This is a genomic window from Listeria fleischmannii subsp. fleischmannii LU2006-1 (assembly GCF_000344175.1).
In the GTDB taxonomy this organism is placed as follows: Bacteria; Bacillota; Bacilli; order Lactobacillales; family Listeriaceae; genus Listeria; species Listeria fleischmannii.
The window spans coordinates 44,123-60,695 of the sequence record NZ_ALWW01000008.1; the positions used below are offsets into that span (position 1 = coordinate 44,123).

Here is a 16,573-nt window from a genome sequence, read left to right on the forward strand (position 1 = left end):
GACATACCACTAGCACACAATGTATAAGAACGAAGAACTTTTTATACAGAAAAATCAATTATGTATTCACATGTCTAAGCTTAAAATAAAATGAGTTGACGACATGTATCATATAGAACTTCCTTAGGAAAGAGGTTCTAAAATCCAAAAAGGAAATCCTAATGAAATACACTAAAACTTAAAGGAGATTTTACTTTATGAACAAAAAATCAAAGTTAAAAAAGGTTACTATTGGTGCTGTTACAGCAACTGTTATCGCATCGACACTGGCTACAAGTATTCCGTTTAATGTGTTAACGGCAAAAGCATCAGAAACTACAGAAACATCTACAACAAAAACAAATCAATTAGGCGCGTTACAAGCAACTTCTGAGAACGTACTTAAAAATACCGAGTTTAATGGTTTTGATCAGTGGTATCTGACATTCCCTTACACATCTATTACACATGATGGTTGGTATTGTACACAAGTTTCAGGTGCGTATGTGAATTCGTCCGTTAAACCATTCGGTGATGGCCAACTTGGATTATGGGCTGTAACAGATGTAGGGAATAGAGGAGAGTTAAATCAAGATGTTAAAACTATTCCAGGCCATCGTTACCGCTTTACGGCTTCAGTAAGTAATGAAAGTAACGGTTTGTATGCGGTGTCCGCATCTAGTGGTTCACGTAAAGTATATGATTCAGGATGGAGAGCTGCACCAGCTAATGCTGAGGCGACGATTACTGCGGATTCCGAAAACACAACGATTACGTTAAGTGGTTTTGGTACAAAGCAAACAAGAGTAGGATATGTTATCTTTTCTAATGTAAAATTAGTAGATTTAGATGCTAATAATGTAGCAATTAATCCGCTAGATACTACAAGTACGGTCGCAAGTGGGAAAGCAAATCCACTAGCAACTGTTAACATTACTGTAAATGGCAATGTGATTGGAACAGGAAAAGCAGATAGTAATGGGAATTATAGCATCACCATTCCTAAACAAGGTAAAGGGACTGTCGTAGTTGCAACAGATCCTGGAACAGGAACATCCGCTTCTACAACCGTGACACAAGGCACGATTCGTCAAACAACAATTCGTGAGCTAACAACTACAAGTCAAACGGTAAGTGGAACCGCAGAACCATATGCAAGTATGTTAGTAAGAAATGGTGCTGGCACATTAATCGCTTCTGGACAAGCAGATGGAAATGGGGCTTATAGCTTCACGATTCCTGTCCAACGTTTTGATGATACGATTACAGCAACCGCTACAGTGGATAGCCAAACTTCTACTGCCAGCACTAAAGTAAAAGATGGTTCTACACCGAATAGACCGACTCTAAATCCTGTAAGTGATACGGATACAACGGTTACAGGTACAGGAGCACCAGGCAATACGATTCGCGTTACAATTGGTGGGAATACGTACACAGGACTAGTTGACCAAAACGGAAGCTACGCTGTTGTCATCCCCAAACAAAATGGTGGAACAAATATAGCAGTGGTGCAAGTGAATCCAAACAATCAGAATGTGAGCCCACAAGCGACTGTAACAGTGAGTGATATGACATTAGCTAAGCCTGTGATTTCCGCGATTGCAGCAGGGGATACCAAAGTGACTGTGACAGGTGTGCCAAATGCGCTCATTACCCTAATCACACCAGACGGCGAGGAAACAGCAAAAGCGGCTGATGCAACAGGAAAAGCAACCTTTAACGTATACTCAGCTCCGGCAGGAAGCACATACAGAGCGACGCAAAAAGGAGCGAACGGAAAAGCAAGTCCAGTTGCTACAGCTGTTGTAGCTGCTCCTGTTGTGACAACCGGAACGATTACAACCAAAGACTTCACACTTGGGAAAGATAGAAATATCGAAGGAACATATACAGGTGATGTGAAATCCTTCCGTATTACGATTGATGGAACGGTTTATACAGGCGGAACTATCAATGCTTCTGCCAAAACGTATGCTTTTTATGCGCTAGATAAGATTACAAAAACAGGTACTTTCAGGGTTGAAGGACTAGATGCAAGTGGGAAAGTCTTAGATACCAAAACAGGGACGATTGTATCAAATAATACACCTAACATTCCTGGAACAGGAACGGTTGTAGCTAATTCGTTTACGATTCACCAAGATATCAACGTGACTGGAACGGTAACAGGTGATGTGAAATCTCTTGGTTTACTCTATGATGGAACTGAATATCGTGGTGGAACCGTGAACAGTAACGGAACTTTCTCCTTCTATGCGTTAAATACAATTAAAGATAAAACAAAATCTGCGGTGATGTACGGGTATGATAAGAATGGGAATCGTATTGCGACTTCTGCGATTACGTTATTTGATGCCCAAGATCCTGGCTCGATTGGAACAGGAACTGTTTCTGCAAACAACTTTGTCCTTGGTGTAGACCGAAACATTACAGGGAGCTATACAGGTGATGTAAAATCGCTTGGCGCTACAATCAATGGCGTAGAATATCGTGGCGGAACATTGAATAAAGATGGTACTTTTAATTTCTATGCGGTGGATAAAATTAAAAATACCACGGATTCCGTTGTGGTGAATGGCTATGATAAAGAAGGCAATCGTATTGCGACTTCAGCGATTAGCGTGACCAATATAAATTCATCGGGTACGATTACACCGAATACGTACACAATTCCAACAGACAGAACATTAACAGCCACGTATACAGGCGATGTGAAATCTGTTAAAGTAACCATCAATGGTACTGATTATGTGGGTGGTACTGTGTCTGGCGGACAAGTAAGTTTTTATGTTGGGGATAAAATTAAATCCGCAAGCGACATCGTGAAAATTACAGCGTATGATATGTCTGGCCAAATGTTAGATCAAAAACCGGTGGCAATTGCAAGTGCATCTGCAACAACAAAAGGAACTGTAACACCTAACCGTTTTACAGCTGGCCGAGATACGACCTTAACAGGTACGTATACCGATGATGTGAAGGCTGTAAAAGTATCGATTAATGGTACGATTTACTCAGGCGGTACGGTAGCAGGTGGTACGATTAGCTTCTATATTGGCAACAAAATTACGTCTTCTAGCGATGATGTGAAATTGTATGGATATGATGCTTTTGGAAAACAACTTGATGTGAAATCTGTGGATATTGCAAATGTTAGTGGTGATATCCAACCAGATGTGTTTACCGTTCCTAGTGATAGTACTTTAACAGCAAATGTTTCAAGCGCTGTGAGTTCTGTTAGAGTGACGATTAATGGCACAAATTACTCAGGTGGAACGATTACGAGTGGTCGTTTAAGCTTCTGGATTGGGGACAAAATTAAATCGACTTCGGATACGGTGGCAGTTACTGCACTGGATCGTAATGGTGTGGTACTAGACACTAAACCAGTTACCATCCGCACAGCCCAACCAGCCGTTGGGACGATTACACCAGCTACTTTCTCCTTGAAATCAAGTTCTGTAACAGGGACGTATACAGGGGAAGGGAAATCTATCCGTTTAACCGTAAATGGTACAGTTCTTCCAGCAGGTGGAAATGTTACAGGTGGAAACTTTAGTTACTATGTTGGCATCAACAATCGCATTACATCTACATCAGATAATGTGAAAATTGAATTGCTTGATAGAAATGGACTTATAATGGATACAAAATCCGTTACAGTGACTAACTAATTGAATAAAAAAAGACTGTAGATAAAACTCTATCTACAGTCTAACCTCTTCACAAAATGTGAAGAGGTTTTTTAAATAGCAAAAAATCCTTCGATTTCCTCATGCGGAAGCAGGTTTCCAATGAAGAAAGCACCAAATTCTCCGTAACGAGCACTTGTTTCATCAAAACGCATTTCAGTGACGATACGTTTAAATTCGAGCGCATCGTCTGCAAATAAGGTGACGCCCCATTCGTAATCATCAAGGCCAATTGAACCGCCTATAATTTGACTGACTTTCCCGGCGTAGCTGCGGCCGATTTGGCCATGATCGCGAATCATTCGCTGGCGCTCATCCATTGGTAGCATATACCAGTTGTCTTCACCGTCGCGTTTTTTATTCATCGGGTAAAAGCAAATGTGTTTTTTCTCAGGTAGTTTTGGATAAAGTCTGGCGCGGACGTGTTTATTTTGATAAGGGTCCTCACCGCCAGTCATATGGGAGGCTAAATAATTGCTTAGCTCTACAACGGAAATATAAGAATAGGTAGGGACTAAATAATCGGCAATCGCTAATTTGTTAAATTCATTTTCAACGGCATTTAATTCTTCCAATGTTTCGCGAAGAACTAAAAATACAAAATCAGCTTTTTGGCCTAAAATAGTATAAAGCGTATGTTCACCCGCACCGATATTTTTAGTTACTTCTAAATTTGCTAAGAAGGTATTCCATTCTTTTAAAATCCGCTCACGATCTGCTAGCGAAGTTTCCCGCCAAGATGTCCAGTCTACGGCTCTAAAATCATGTAGAGTGTACCATCCATCTAATGTTTTGACTGCTTCATTCATTAGGGTCACGCCTTTCTTATGTAAAATTATTCACTAAATTAAGTTTAACATAGTGAAATGCGAAAGTCTTTTTTGCTGTTTAAAAAAATACGGGGAAAATCCCCGTATACTAGTTTTAAGGTGTCGATACAATTGCGGTTATCGTTCCGTCTAGTGACCAAGACTGAACTTCATTCGGCAAAATAAAATGATCACCTTTTTGAACAGGTGTTGCGACCTGATCAATATAAAGCGTCGCGTTTCCGTCTAGAATGCTCACGAGCGTATAAGGCGCTGTTGCCTTAAATGCCGCATTTCCGTCAATGTCCCATTTATAGACGCTAAAAAAGTCATTCGATACAAATGTAGTGACAGTTGCCCCGTCGCGTTTTTCAACTTGTATATCAAGTTTGGCATCGTGATGAGGAATGGTTGTAACATCAATTGCTTTTTCCAAATGGAGTTCACGTGTGTTCCCATCTGCATCTTTTCTGTCATAGTCATACACGCGGTAAGTCGTATCCGAACTTTGTTGTGTTTCAAGAACGAGTGTGCCAGTACCAAGCGCGTGGATGGTACCACTTGGCACATAGTAGAATTCGCCTGGCGCAATTTTCACCTTGCGAAGAAGTTTATCCCACTCACCATTTTCAACCATTTTTATAAATTCCTCTTTGGACTGCGCATGATGCCCATAAATGAGTTCCGCATCTTTTTCGCAATCAATAATATACCAACACTCCGTTTTGCCAAGTTCGCCGTTTTCATGGACTTTCGCATACGCGTCATCTGGATGCACTTGGACGGATAAATCCGTATTGGCATCTAAAATCTTTGTTAGTAGGGGGAAAACTGGGTCTTTCGGATTTCCAAAAAGTTCCGGATGTTCGGACCATAGTTCAATAAGCGTTTTCCAGCAAATTCGCCGTTTTTAACAGTGGAAGGGCCGTTTGGATGAGCAGAAATTGCCCAATCCTCGCCTGTTTTATCAGACGGAATATTGTACCCAAAGTAATCATGAAGTTGTGTACCGCCCCAAATGCGGTCTTGAAAAACGGGATTTAAAAATAATGCTTCTTTCATTATGAACCTCCTCAAGTTAAATAAGTTATCTCATCAAAAGTATATACCAATTGAAATTTAAATGCTACCTATTTCCGCCTAAATAGCCTTGTTTTTTTAGGCCTTCTAGAATTCCCTTATAGTAAGGTTCTGCATAGGATTTTGCTAGGCGCTCTGTATATCCGATAGAGCCTTCACGTTCTGAGTAGGGAATAATTTCTGTGTCATATTTTTCAAGTAGCGGAAGCGTATCTGTTTGATAGGTTTCTTCAAAGTAAACGGCTTCTTTAGGTAAGCGAGGCTTTACTTTTGGATTTGTATCTGGATAGCCAATACAAAGACCTACAATAGGGATAACAAATTCTGGTAAGCCTAGAAATTCGGAGACTTCTGTAAACTCACGCCGGATACCTCCAATGCAAACTGTACCGTAACCAAGGCTTTCGGCCGCCGTAAGGGCGTTTTGGCAAGCTAAGCCAACATCAGTCGCAGCAACAAGTAGTAAGTCTTCCTCACTTTTAGCCCGAAAAGGTGTATCATGTTTAGCACTTGCAAGACTTACGCGGTAAAAATCGCCAACAAATACAAAAAAGATGGAACATTCTGCTACATATGGATTTTTCGTTAGCTCAGCCAGTTTTTGTTTGCGAGCGGGATCTTTAATGCCGATTATGGAGTAATGCTGGCCGTTTATCCAAGAGGGAGCGCTTTTTGCAGCTCGGATAATTAGGTCTAAATCCTCTTCTGGAATACTTTTTCCTGGTATGTACTGACGAATGGAACGATGATTTAACATTTGCTCGATCACTTTATTCAAAACTAGAACCTCCTTCAATTTGCTTTACTATTTAGTATAGCGTTCTTAAGTGAAAATGTTAACGCTATACTTGAAAAAAACGCTAATTTTTTCTACACTAGAAGAGTAGAAAGGATGTGCTTTCTTTGGAAGTAAGTAAACAAGAACAAGATCGGCTATTTTTAGAAGAAACTTTTTTGACATCAGAAGAGTCTGCAAACTACTTAGGCATAACCAAACAAGCCATTCAGTCGCTTGCTAAACGAAATATTTTGCCCCATATACGGAAAGGAAACGTCCTTCTTTTCCACCGATTAGATATTGAAAATCGCCATGCCACACAGGAAGGGCTTCGAAAAAAATATCGTCCGTATGAACATTAAATGAAAGGGGATAATACTATGAACGATTGGAATAAATTTAAAGAACGCGGCTTTGTTGTAAAAGAAACTGGCCCAGTGTACTATACGGAAGACATGGATGCGACCATCGCCTGGTTTACGAAAACACTTGGTTGGTACTGCGAAATTGATGAGCGAAACGAAGAGGGACAAGGTACATACGGCTGCGCGTTTGATCTCCCCCGCGAATTTGAAAGCCTACACATTGCGCCATTTACTGGCCTCCACTTCCTATACGGCGAACCAAAAGGCGGTACCGTCGCTTTTATGAAAGTTCAAGGCATCGAAAAACTGCACGCCCACGTCATAAATAGCGGTTGGGAAAAAGTAAACTTAAATGATACCGCTGACTTTGAAACCAAGCTTTGTCAAATCGAGACGATTGATGGTTATATATTGCAGTTTTTTGAATGAAAATAATTAAAAACGCAAGGGAAATCCCAATTTAACGGGTTTCCCTTGCGTTATTTTATTTGTCTTTTAAATCATGTCCTTCAATATCTAAAGAAGGTAAAATTTTGTCGAGCCATTTTGGAAGGTACCAAGAGGCTTTTCCAAAGAGCTTTGTTAGCGCAGGAATGATGGTTAGTCGGACGATAAACGCGTCAAACAGTACACCAAAGCCTAGCGCAATGCCGATTGATTTAATCATGGAATCTGGGGCGAATACAAAGCTTATGAACACGGAAAACATGATGAGCGCAGCGGCTACGATGACAGGACCGCTTTCGCGTAATCCTGTTTTAATCGAGTGAACATTGTCTTTTGAAAGCGTATATTCCTCGTGAATACGCGACATGAGGAACACCTCGTAGTCCATGGCTAGCCCGAATAAAATCCCAATTGTTATGACGGGTAAAAAGGCGAGTATAGGACCTGTTTCGCTAATGCCAAATACATCTTTCAAAACGCCTTCTTGTAAGATAAGGGTCGTAAAACCTAGTGTTGCTGTGAGCGTTAAGACGAAACCTAATACCGCTTTTAACGGGATTAAAAGGGAGCGGAAGACGACCATAAGGAGTAAAAAGGCAAGGATGACAATTACGCTTGCGAAAACCGGAATGGCGTCATTTAATTTTTGCGACATATCAATATTAATCGCGCTTTGCCCTGTGACTTCAAGGTTTAGATTATATTTTGACTCGGTCGTTTTGTTATAATCGCGTAAGTCATGAACGAGGTCAGCGGTTTTAACATCTGTAGGTCCCGTTTTTGGAATAACAGAGATTAAAGCATAATCTTTCGCCTCGTTTAACTGTGGTATGGCGTAGGCGACATTTTTCATGCTGGAGATGTGTTTGACAACCGTTTCAAGGTTAGCGGCATCTTCTGGCTTTTCAATATGAACAAGCGCGGCAAGAGGTCCGTTAAAGCCTTCTCCAAATTTATCAGATAAGATATCATAGGCTTTTTTCTCCGTGGAATCAGCTGGTTTCGTCCCGTTATCGGGGATACCGAGCTCCATATTGGCGAAAGGAATGCTTAAGCCACCAAGTAAAATGATGGAACAGAGAAAAGCGATAAGTGGCTTACCAATGACAAATTTAGTCCATAGTGTGTCTTCTTTGCCGACTTTTTTCGCTTTTTGCGGCTTAATTTTCTTATACAGTAAACCTATAAATGCTGGCATTAAAATGAGTGCCGATAAAACAGCGAAAAGGACGCTGATGGCGGATGCAAATCCCATTACGGCTAAGAAATCGATGCCGACAAGGGATAGACCACAAACGGCAATGATGACGGTAATACCCGCAAATATAACAGCGCTACCGGCGGTTCCAGTGGCTAAGCCAACTGCTTTAATAGGATCTTTTTCTGTGCGGATAATTTGACGATATTTAAATAAGATAAATAAGGCGTAATCAATTCCAACAGCAAGTCCAATCATGACAGCAAGCGTTAGTGTAACATTTGGCATATCGATAAAGCTTGAAAGAATAGCTACAATCCCGATACTTGCGCCTAAACTTACAAGCGCGGAAAGAATAGGAAGACCTGCTGCGATAAGTGATCCGAACGTTACAACTAAAATAATAAGGGCAACGATAATCCCGATAGCCTCAGAAGTTCCTCCGATTTCCATTGGCGAAATCATCACATTACCGGTTAGCTCAGTTTGAATACCCGCTTTATGAAGCGGTTTTAAAGCATCTTTTACATCGCCAACCATCTTTTCATTCACTTGCATATAATCCACATCGTAAGTCAAATCAGCGAAAGCAGTTGTCATATCTTGGCTAATCGTTTTTGATTCATAGGGGTTGCTTGTACTAACCACATGTTTTTGTTTGCTTATGTTGTTTAAAGCTTGGTTGATTTGTGCGATATTTTCCGGTTGAACAATCCCCTTTTTATCTTTTGTTTGAAAGACAATGCGAATGTTTCCTTTTTGGGAATCTTGCTTAAATTCTTGTCCAATTTTTTCGGATGTATCAAGTGATTTTAAGCCATTCATTTTAATATCATCTGAAAAATGAATCCCATCTATACCGAGTGTTGCTAAAATAATACCTAAGACAATGAGCCAGCCAAAAATAGTTTTCCATCTATGCTTTGCAAACGTTTGTCCTAGGCGAAATAGTAATTTTGCCAAAAGTTTGTTTCCTCCTTATGTTCGCGTTATAATAAAAAGATACATTGTAGTTTATCATGACTTGACTTACAAGAGATAGAAACAATTTTAAAAGCGTGTATAGTTATGCGACATTTAAGGAGAAATGTAGATGAACGAAAATGATTTACGTGTTCAAAAAACGAAAAAGGTGCTCGTTGAAACTTTTTTAGAAATATTAGAACATGAAGAAATGAAAGCTGTGACGGTCAATAGTATTTGTAAAAAAGCGCTCATTCATCGCACCACTTTCTATAAACATTTTTATGATAAATATGATTTGCTGAGTTATATTTTAAAAGAGAAATTTCAAAATTATTTTTCAATTGATATTAAAGAACGCATTAACCACCCGTTTGAATCTATTATGGATAACCTTTATAGTGATATGAAAAGCATCTTTGAAAAACAAAAAGAGGATGAAACTTTTTTTAAAACAATGGGGGATTTCTTTTTAGAACTTCTGCGGCAGGATATAGAAAAACATGCCGATATGTTAAAATTTCCAAAAAAACTACCTGTCGATTTACTCACATATGTGTATACAGCAAATTTAGCGGCTGTTTTATATTGGTCAGAAAAAGGCGGGCATCATTACGACGGAAAGAAAATGGACCGGTGGTTTCAAGAAATTCTTCCTGTTAAAATTGAATTTCAAAAGGAGAGGTGACAGATGGAAAACTCGGATCAGTTAAAACAAACCTATCAAGCAACGACTTATAAATTATCGAATAATGGCCCTAGAAATATTGCCGTCCTGCAAGAGGCCATTTCTGGAATTTGCGGTGATGAACTTAGTGATATTTACGGGACAGGCGAAATCATCACTCATTTTGAAGAAAAAATTGCCCATGTTTTAGGCTTGGAAGGAGCTGTGTTTTTTCCTAGTGGGACAATGGCTCAACAAATTGCCTTGCGTATTTGGGCTGACCGCAAACAAATCCCAAAAGTGGCGTATCATCCGCTAGCGCATCTTGAAATTCATGAGGCAGATGGGCTCAAACAAATTCATCATATTGAAACCTTGCTTTTGGGCGAAAGTGACCGTGTCGTGACCTTAGCGGACATTAAAGCGCTTAGTCAAAAGGTTTCCTGTGTGCTTCTTGAGCTTCCGCAACGTGAAATCGGCGGGCAGTTACCAAGTTTTCAAGAACTAGTCGAAATTTCTATGTATTGCAGAGAACATCAAATTGCTCTCCATTTAGACGGAGCAAGACTTTTTGAAATTCTCCCTTTTTATCAAAAAGAAGCAAAAGAAGTTTGTGCTCTCTTTGATAGTGTATATGTTTCTTTTTATAAGGGGCTTGGCGGGATTGCGGGTGCGATTTTAGCTGGACCAAATGACTTTTTAGAGGAAGCAAAAATTTGGAAAAGGCGCTATGGTGGGGATTTAATTAGTCTCTATCCGTATATTTTATCCGCCGACTATTACTACGAAAAACGGAAAGATAGTATGGCGCTTTATTATGAAAAAGCAGTGGAGCTTGCGAAACAATTTAATCAGCTTCCGGGCGTTCGCACAATACCCGAAATACCCGTTTCGAATATGTTTCATGTCGAATTTTTAAAACCCGTGTTAGAGGTCAAAGCACGTTTAGCTCAGGTTCATCAAGAGACTGATATCGGGGTAACAGGCTATTTGGTCGAAAAAGATACGAACACTTCATCATTTGAACTGACTGTTGGAGATGCCATTTTCAAAATCCAAGCTAAAGAACTTCTTCATTTATTTCAAGTGCTAAGCTGAATGCAAATCCCGCTATTTAAATAATAGCGGGATTTCAGACTGCTGACAAACGGCGATCTTCGTTGTTAGTGCCTCCGTTCCGGTGCTCACGTACTCTAGTACGCTCCGCTCCGGTACTCGGCACTGCCTAGAATCTCACCATTTGTCAGCAGTCTGATTTTGGTGAGAAGCGTTTTGTTTCGCTTAAACTTTGAGTTTTTCTACAAGCTGAAATCCCGCTATTTTGATAATAGCGGGATTTTAAAATTTATTAATGCGGCTTATTTAATTCACAGTTTTCCTCTAATTCGCAAGCCGCACACTTGCCTTTTTTACTTTTTTTAACGTAGCGTATGAGGGCATAAAGCGTATAGCCGAAAATCAGGCTGCCAAGGAAAAGATTGGTAAAAAGAGCTAACATTTTTTTCATCCTTCTTAAACGAAAAGTCGGCCAATTTGATAAACAAGAAAAACAATGAGATAGGCGGTTAGTAGCGGATACAGGGTAGCAAAAGCCGTCCATTTCCATGAGGCTGTTTCTTTTCTAATTGCTGCAACGGTAGCTAGGCACGGAACGTAAAGTAAGATAAAAAGCATAAAACAATAGGCAGAAAGAGGTGTGTAAAATGCGCTAACAACGCTCCCAAGGCTATTTTCTCCTACTGAATAAATAATGGCCATCGTCGAAATAATCACTTCTTTGGCTAAAAAACCGGGAATTAATGTGGCGCCTGCTTGCCAAGTTCCAAAACCGAGCGGAGCCAAAATAGGCGCTAGTACGCTCCCAATAATCGCAAGAAAGCTTTCGCCCATTGGAACATTGAAGCCGCTAGGGCCAGCGTAATTGAGCAGCCAAATAATGACTGAACCTGCGAAAATAAACGTCCCTGCTTTTTTCAAAAAACCTTTTCCTTTTTCTGAAGTGCTACGCCAAAGCGTTTTATAGAAGGAACGCGGTAAGGCGGCAGCTCTACGACAAAAATAGAATCATCTTTTTTTAATAAGGTTTTGGATAAAATTTTTGTGACGATAAGCGCCAGAATAATGCCGATTACATAAAGAGACAAGACCACAAGTGCTTGGTATTTTACGAAAAAAACACCTGCAAAAAGGGCATAAACAGGTAAACGGGCTGAACATGACATAAAGGGCGTAATTAAAATGGTAATCGTCCGTTCTTTGGATTCTTCGATGGAACGGGCCGCCATAATCCCGGGAACATTACATCCAAATCCAATAATCATTGGAATAAATGCTTTTCCGTTCAAACCAAACATTTCCATCAAGCGATCCATCACAACGGCAATCCGTGCCATATAACCTGAATCTTCCAAAAGAGAAATAAAAAAGAAAATGACTAAAATTTGTGGGATAAAAACCAGTACGCCTCCAACGCCAGCGATAATACCATTTGTAATTAAATCAATTAAAAACTGGCTTGCTTCTATGGAGGATAAAAATTGAATAGTCATGTCTGTTAACGGGCCACTAAAAAAGCCATCTAATAAATCCGAAAGCGGCACGCCGACCCATGTAAACGTAATTTGAAAAATTAGCCACATGAGCATAAGGAAAATAGGGATACCCAAAAAACGGTGCGTCACAATTCGGTCCAGTTTATCCGACAGAGGTACATCCGCCGTTTTCGTGTACGTGACGCTCTCTAAACAAATATCTTGAATAAAATGGCGCCGCGTACTATGGATGTGACTTTCAATACTCCTTGCAAGTTCAGATTCCGCCGTGCTACGAATCAAAATCGCCTTTTCAAAAAAAGCCTCTTCTTGAAGGGCTTGTTCGATCACCGGATTTTCAACGAGAAATTGAAGCGCGAAAAAGCGCACATGCTTACTTGGCAATTTATTTTTAAACAGAGGAGTGAGCGCTTCTATGGCCTTTTCAATCGGCGCTGGATACACCAATTTGAGTGGGCGATTTCGCTTCGGCAACTCTTCGGTTAGGGTTAAAAGAATATCTTCAACGCCTTTGCCGGAGCGTGCAATCACAGGGGAAATAGGGATTTTAAGAGCACGAGCCAGTTTCGGAATATCGATTTTAATTCCTCTTGAGACGGCCACATCCACCATGTTAAGTCCCATCACAATCGGCGCCCCGTATTCAAGCAGTTGGACGGTCAAATTTAAATTCCGTTCAATTTGCGAGGCATCCACAATATTTAGCATCGAATCAAAATTTTCTTCTAATAAAAACTGCGTTACAACGGTTTCATCTCGTGAGATAGGGTTGACGTCATAAATACCCGGTAAATCTACCAGTTTCCCTTTTTTTCCTTTTAAAGTGCCAATTTTTTTCTGAACGGTCACGCCGCTCCAATTGCCTACATATTCGTAGGAGCCAGTTAGGGCATTAAAAAGGGAGGTTTTCCCAGTATTGGGATTCCCTAGTAAACAATATGTATTAGTCATTCCGATTCACCACAATTTCACAGGCGTCACAGCTTCGAATGCTGATATATTGGCCATTTGTCTCAATTGTACAAGGGCCGCCTAGAAATCCTTTTTGCTTCATGCATAATTCGCAACCTTCAGTACAACCAAGCGCAAGAAGGCGTCTTTTTAGTTGTGAGCTGGAAACATTTAAGGCAGCGATTTGAGCGCGTTCTCCCGGAGCAAGTTCGTTAAGTTGCATATTTTTGCCTCCCATTTTCAAAATGAGTTTGAGAATCATTATCAATTAAGTTCATTTTATCACAATTTGGCAAAAAGTAAATCATCTTTCTTAAAATAAATAAGAATGAAGATTTATTGTGTTACATTTTAACGGTGAATCATACAGTTTTTACAAAGTTATAGTACAGTTGAATAACGTTAAAATCAGTTTTTTTAAATACTTTTCCTGTTCACCTTCTTTATTTTATAGTATGATTAAAAAGGACGATGAATTTGTGAAAAATTGGAGGAATAAAAGGAAATGAGCGATTTATTTACAAGTATCAAACAACAAGTAGCTGGAAAAGGCATTCGAATTGTCCTTCCTGAGGGGAAAGATGAGCGTATTGTAGGGGCAGCTTCCGCACTTGCCAAAGAAGGTGCTGTTACACCTATTTTACTTGGCCAAAAAAATGAGATTGAAGAAGCAGCTAAAAAAGCAGGTGTTTCTATTGCCGGCATTGAAGTAAAGACACCTGAGACGGATCCACTTTTTGATGAACTTGTAGAAGCTTTTGTTGAACGTCGTAAAGGCAAGGCAACAGAAGAAGATGCACGCAAAATGTTAAAAGATCCTAATTATTTTGGCACAATGCTTGTTTATACTGGGAAAGCGGACGGTTTAGTTAGCGGAGCCATTCATTCAACTGGTGATACTGTGCGACCTGCCTTGCAAATTATTAAAACAAAACCTGGCATTTCAAAAGTGGCCGGCGCTATGATTATGGTACGCGATGCAGAACGCTATTTATTTAGTGATGTGGCCATTAATATTGCACCAGAAGCTGCTGATTTAGCAGAAAATGCAGTCGTAAGTGCTGAAACAGCGCAAATTTTTGGTATCGAACCGCGTGTTGCAATGTTAAGTTTTTCAACAAAAGGATCTGCCAAATCAGCCGAAACTGAAAAAGTAATCGAAGCGACAAAATTAGCAAAAGAAAAAGCACCTGAGTTAACACTGGATGGTGAATTCCAATTTGATGCAGCCTTTGTTCCAACTGTAGCTGCTCAAAAAGCGCCTGATTCTGTGCTTAAAGGTGACGCTAATGTATTTATCTTCCCTAGTCTGGAAGCTGGAAATATTGGATATAAAATTGCGCAACGACTTGGGAAATTTGAAGCGGTGGGACCGATTTTACAAGGCTTAAATGCCCCTGTGAATGATTTATCTCGTGGTTGTAATACACAAGATGTTTATAACCTTTCACTTATTACAGCGGCTCAGGCTGTGAATAAATAAGAATCAAAAACTCTTCGCTAAAGCGAAGAGTTTTTGATTCTAGGATATACAATGTCTTATAAAATAATCCATCAATCTGGTGTCATCCGTTAGTTCGGGATGGAATGCGGTGACTAAAATATTATTTTCATGTGCAGCTACAATTTTTCCATCCACACGAGCTAAAACGGTAACACCTTCACCTACTTTTTCGATGTAAGGGGCCCGAATAAAAATGGCACGGAAAGGCGTTTCGCCAAGTGCTGCAATGGATAAATCAACTTCAAAACTCATTTTTTGTCTACCAAAGCCATTTCGAACGGCAGTATAATCTGCGAACTTATAGCCTGTATCCCCATTTGAAATCGCACTTGCTGAAAGGACAAGCCCTGCACACGTCCCAAAAATACCACGTCCACTTTGCGCGAAATCGTGAAGAGGCCCGGTAAAATGATATTTTTCAATGAATCGGCGCATGGTAGTACTTTCTCCACCAGGTAAAATCAGACCGTCAAGTGTTGCGAGTTCCTCCGGATGCTTAATCGGCACCGCTTGATGTCCTGTTTTGGTAATCATTGAAAGATGCTCAGAAACGGAGCCTTGTAAGGCTAAAACTCCGATAGTTTTCATTTTACCAACCCCGGTCTTGCATGCGTTCAGCTTTATCTAATTTGGAAATTTCAATTCCTTTCATCGCTGCCCCGAGTTCTTTTGAAAGTTTACCAATTAATTCGTAGTCTGTGTAATAAGTAGTGGCTTGCACAATGGCACTTGCAAATTTTGCAGGATTATCGGATTTAAAAATACCTGACCCTACAAATACTCCGTCGGCACCTAGTTCCATCATGAGGGCAGCATCAGCAGGTGTCGCAACTCCGCCTGCTGCAAAATTGACAACAGGTAATTTCCCTAGCTCTTTAATTTCTTTTAAACGTTCATAGGGTGCACCTAAATTTTTAGCAGCTGTCATTAGTTCGTCCTCGCTCATGCCCTTGATTTGACTAATTTGACTATTCACTTTACGCATATGACGTACAGCTTCTACGATATTTCCTGTTCCGGGTTCTCCTTTTGTTCGTAACATAGAAGCCCCTTCACCAATTCGTCTAAGCGCTTCGCCTAAATCGCGGCAACCACATACAAAGGGTACAGTAAAATCACTTTTTAATAAATGATATTCTTCATCAGCTGGCGTAAGTACTTCGCTTTCATCAATATAATCGACGCCCATCGCCTCTAATACGCGTGCTTCTGTAATGTGACCAATACGCGCTTTGGCCATAACCGGGATAGAAACGGCATTCATGACTTCCTCTACAATGCGTGGATCTGCCATACGAGCGACACCGCCTGCTGCACGAATATCAGAAGGAACGCGTTCCAGCGCCATAACCGCAACGGCACCAGCCTCCTCCGCAATTTTCGCTTGTTCGGCATTCACCACATCCATAATAACGCCACCTTTTTGCATGTGCGCCATACCACGTTTGACCATTTCAGTACCAACCATTTTATCCAATAAAAACGCCTCCTTGTACTATTATCCCCCTTATGTTAAGCTAATTTTTATAAAATAAAAACAGCCAATTGGATGTTTTTTTGACCAGCCAATTTTAAAAGGAGTGGT

The 16,573-nt window shown here is 40.3% G+C and carries 13 protein-coding genes and 2 pseudogenes; 6 read left to right on the forward strand and 9 right to left on the reverse strand.

Annotated elements, in window-relative coordinates; genetic code table 11:
• Positions 1-197 precede the first annotated feature (197 nt).
• Entirely contained in the window at positions 198-3,656 is a 3,459-nt protein-coding gene (locus tag LFLEISCH_RS04025) for an immunoglobulin-like domain-containing protein (RefSeq protein WP_007473259.1), read from the forward strand.
• A 71-nt stretch (positions 3,657-3,727) separates the two neighbouring features.
• Here the strand turns inward: LFLEISCH_RS04025 and hemQ are convergent, their stop codons facing one another.
• The 3 genes and pseudogenes from hemQ to LFLEISCH_RS04040 all read right to left on the reverse strand — a co-directional run bounded on the left by hemQ (position 3,728) and on the right by LFLEISCH_RS04040 (position 6,341).
• Positions 3,728-4,483, reverse strand: a complete 756-nt coding sequence (gene hemQ / locus LFLEISCH_RS04030; RefSeq protein WP_007473261.1) for a hydrogen peroxide-dependent heme synthase — start codon at positions 4,481-4,483, stop codon at positions 3,728-3,730.
• A gap of 115 nt (positions 4,484-4,598) precedes the next feature.
• Positions 4,599-5,545: pseudogene (gene manA, locus LFLEISCH_RS04035) on the reverse strand (mannose-6-phosphate isomerase, class I).
• 64 nt (positions 5,546-5,609) lie between these two features.
• On the reverse strand, positions 5,610-6,341 hold the full coding sequence (locus LFLEISCH_RS04040; RefSeq protein WP_007473269.1) for an NADPH-dependent oxidoreductase: 732 nt from the start codon (positions 6,339-6,341) through the stop codon (positions 5,610-5,612).
• A 125-nt stretch (positions 6,342-6,466) separates the two neighbouring features.
• Here LFLEISCH_RS04040 and LFLEISCH_RS04045 point away from each other — a divergent pair, with 125 nt between their 5' ends.
• Positions 6,467-6,703, forward strand: a complete 237-nt coding sequence (locus tag LFLEISCH_RS04045) for a helix-turn-helix domain-containing protein (protein WP_007473271.1) — start codon at positions 6,467-6,469, stop codon at positions 6,701-6,703.
• A gap of 18 nt (positions 6,704-6,721) precedes the next feature.
• On the forward strand, positions 6,722-7,135 hold the full coding sequence (locus LFLEISCH_RS04050) for a VOC family protein (protein WP_007473272.1): 414 nt from the start codon (positions 6,722-6,724) through the stop codon (positions 7,133-7,135).
• Positions 7,136-7,190: 55 nt separating this feature from the next.
• On the opposite strand, the gene LFLEISCH_RS04055 is transcribed toward LFLEISCH_RS04050, so the two are convergent.
• Entirely contained in the window at positions 7,191-9,314 is a 2,124-nt protein-coding gene (locus LFLEISCH_RS04055; protein ID WP_007473274.1) for an MMPL family transporter, read from the reverse strand.
• Between the two features lie 130 nt (positions 9,315-9,444).
• On the opposite strand from LFLEISCH_RS04055, the gene LFLEISCH_RS04060 reads away from it, so the two are divergent.
• Positions 9,445-10,002: a TetR/AcrR family transcriptional regulator gene (locus tag LFLEISCH_RS04060; RefSeq protein WP_007473276.1), complete on the forward strand. Its 558-nt coding sequence runs from the start codon at positions 9,445-9,447 to the stop codon at positions 10,000-10,002.
• Between the two features lie 3 nt (positions 10,003-10,005).
• Entirely contained in the window at positions 10,006-11,079 is a 1,074-nt protein-coding gene (locus LFLEISCH_RS04065) for a threonine aldolase family protein (RefSeq protein ID WP_007473278.1), read from the forward strand.
• A 250-nt stretch (positions 11,080-11,329) separates the two neighbouring features.
• On the opposite strand, the gene LFLEISCH_RS16585 is transcribed toward LFLEISCH_RS04065, so the two are convergent.
• From LFLEISCH_RS16585 to LFLEISCH_RS04080, 3 genes and pseudogenes are all read right to left on the reverse strand, one after another.
• Positions 11,330-11,587: a FeoB-associated Cys-rich membrane protein gene (locus LFLEISCH_RS16585; RefSeq protein WP_479481407.1), complete on the reverse strand. Its 258-nt coding sequence runs from the start codon at positions 11,585-11,587 to the stop codon at positions 11,330-11,332.
• A pseudogene (gene feoB, locus LFLEISCH_RS04075) lies at positions 11,494-13,484 on the reverse strand (ferrous iron transport protein B). Before feoB ends, LFLEISCH_RS16585 begins: the two are co-directional and overlap by 94 nt.
• Positions 13,477-13,707, reverse strand: coding sequence for a FeoA family protein (locus LFLEISCH_RS04080; protein ID WP_007473285.1), 231 nt, complete (start codon positions 13,705-13,707; stop codon positions 13,477-13,479). The pseudogene feoB and the gene LFLEISCH_RS04080 overlap by 8 nt, the downstream one beginning before the upstream one ends.
• A 282-nt stretch (positions 13,708-13,989) precedes the next feature.
• On the opposite strand from LFLEISCH_RS04080, the gene pta reads away from it, so the two are divergent.
• Positions 13,990-14,967, forward strand: coding sequence for a phosphate acetyltransferase (pta, locus tag LFLEISCH_RS04085; RefSeq protein ID WP_007473287.1), 978 nt, complete (start codon positions 13,990-13,992; stop codon positions 14,965-14,967).
• 39 nt (positions 14,968-15,006) lie between these two features.
• Here the strand turns inward: pta and pdxT are convergent, their stop codons facing one another.
• Positions 15,007-15,576 carry a pyridoxal 5'-phosphate synthase glutaminase subunit PdxT gene (gene pdxT, locus LFLEISCH_RS04090; protein WP_007473291.1) on the reverse strand — a complete coding sequence of 190 codons (570 nt, stop codon included), beginning with the start codon at positions 15,574-15,576 and terminating at the stop codon, positions 15,007-15,009.
• 1 nt (position 15,577) lies between these two features.
• Positions 15,578-16,465: a pyridoxal 5'-phosphate synthase lyase subunit PdxS gene (gene pdxS, locus LFLEISCH_RS04095; protein ID WP_007473292.1), complete on the reverse strand. Its 888-nt coding sequence runs from the start codon at positions 16,463-16,465 to the stop codon at positions 15,578-15,580.
• Between the last annotated feature and the right edge of the window lie 108 nt (positions 16,466-16,573).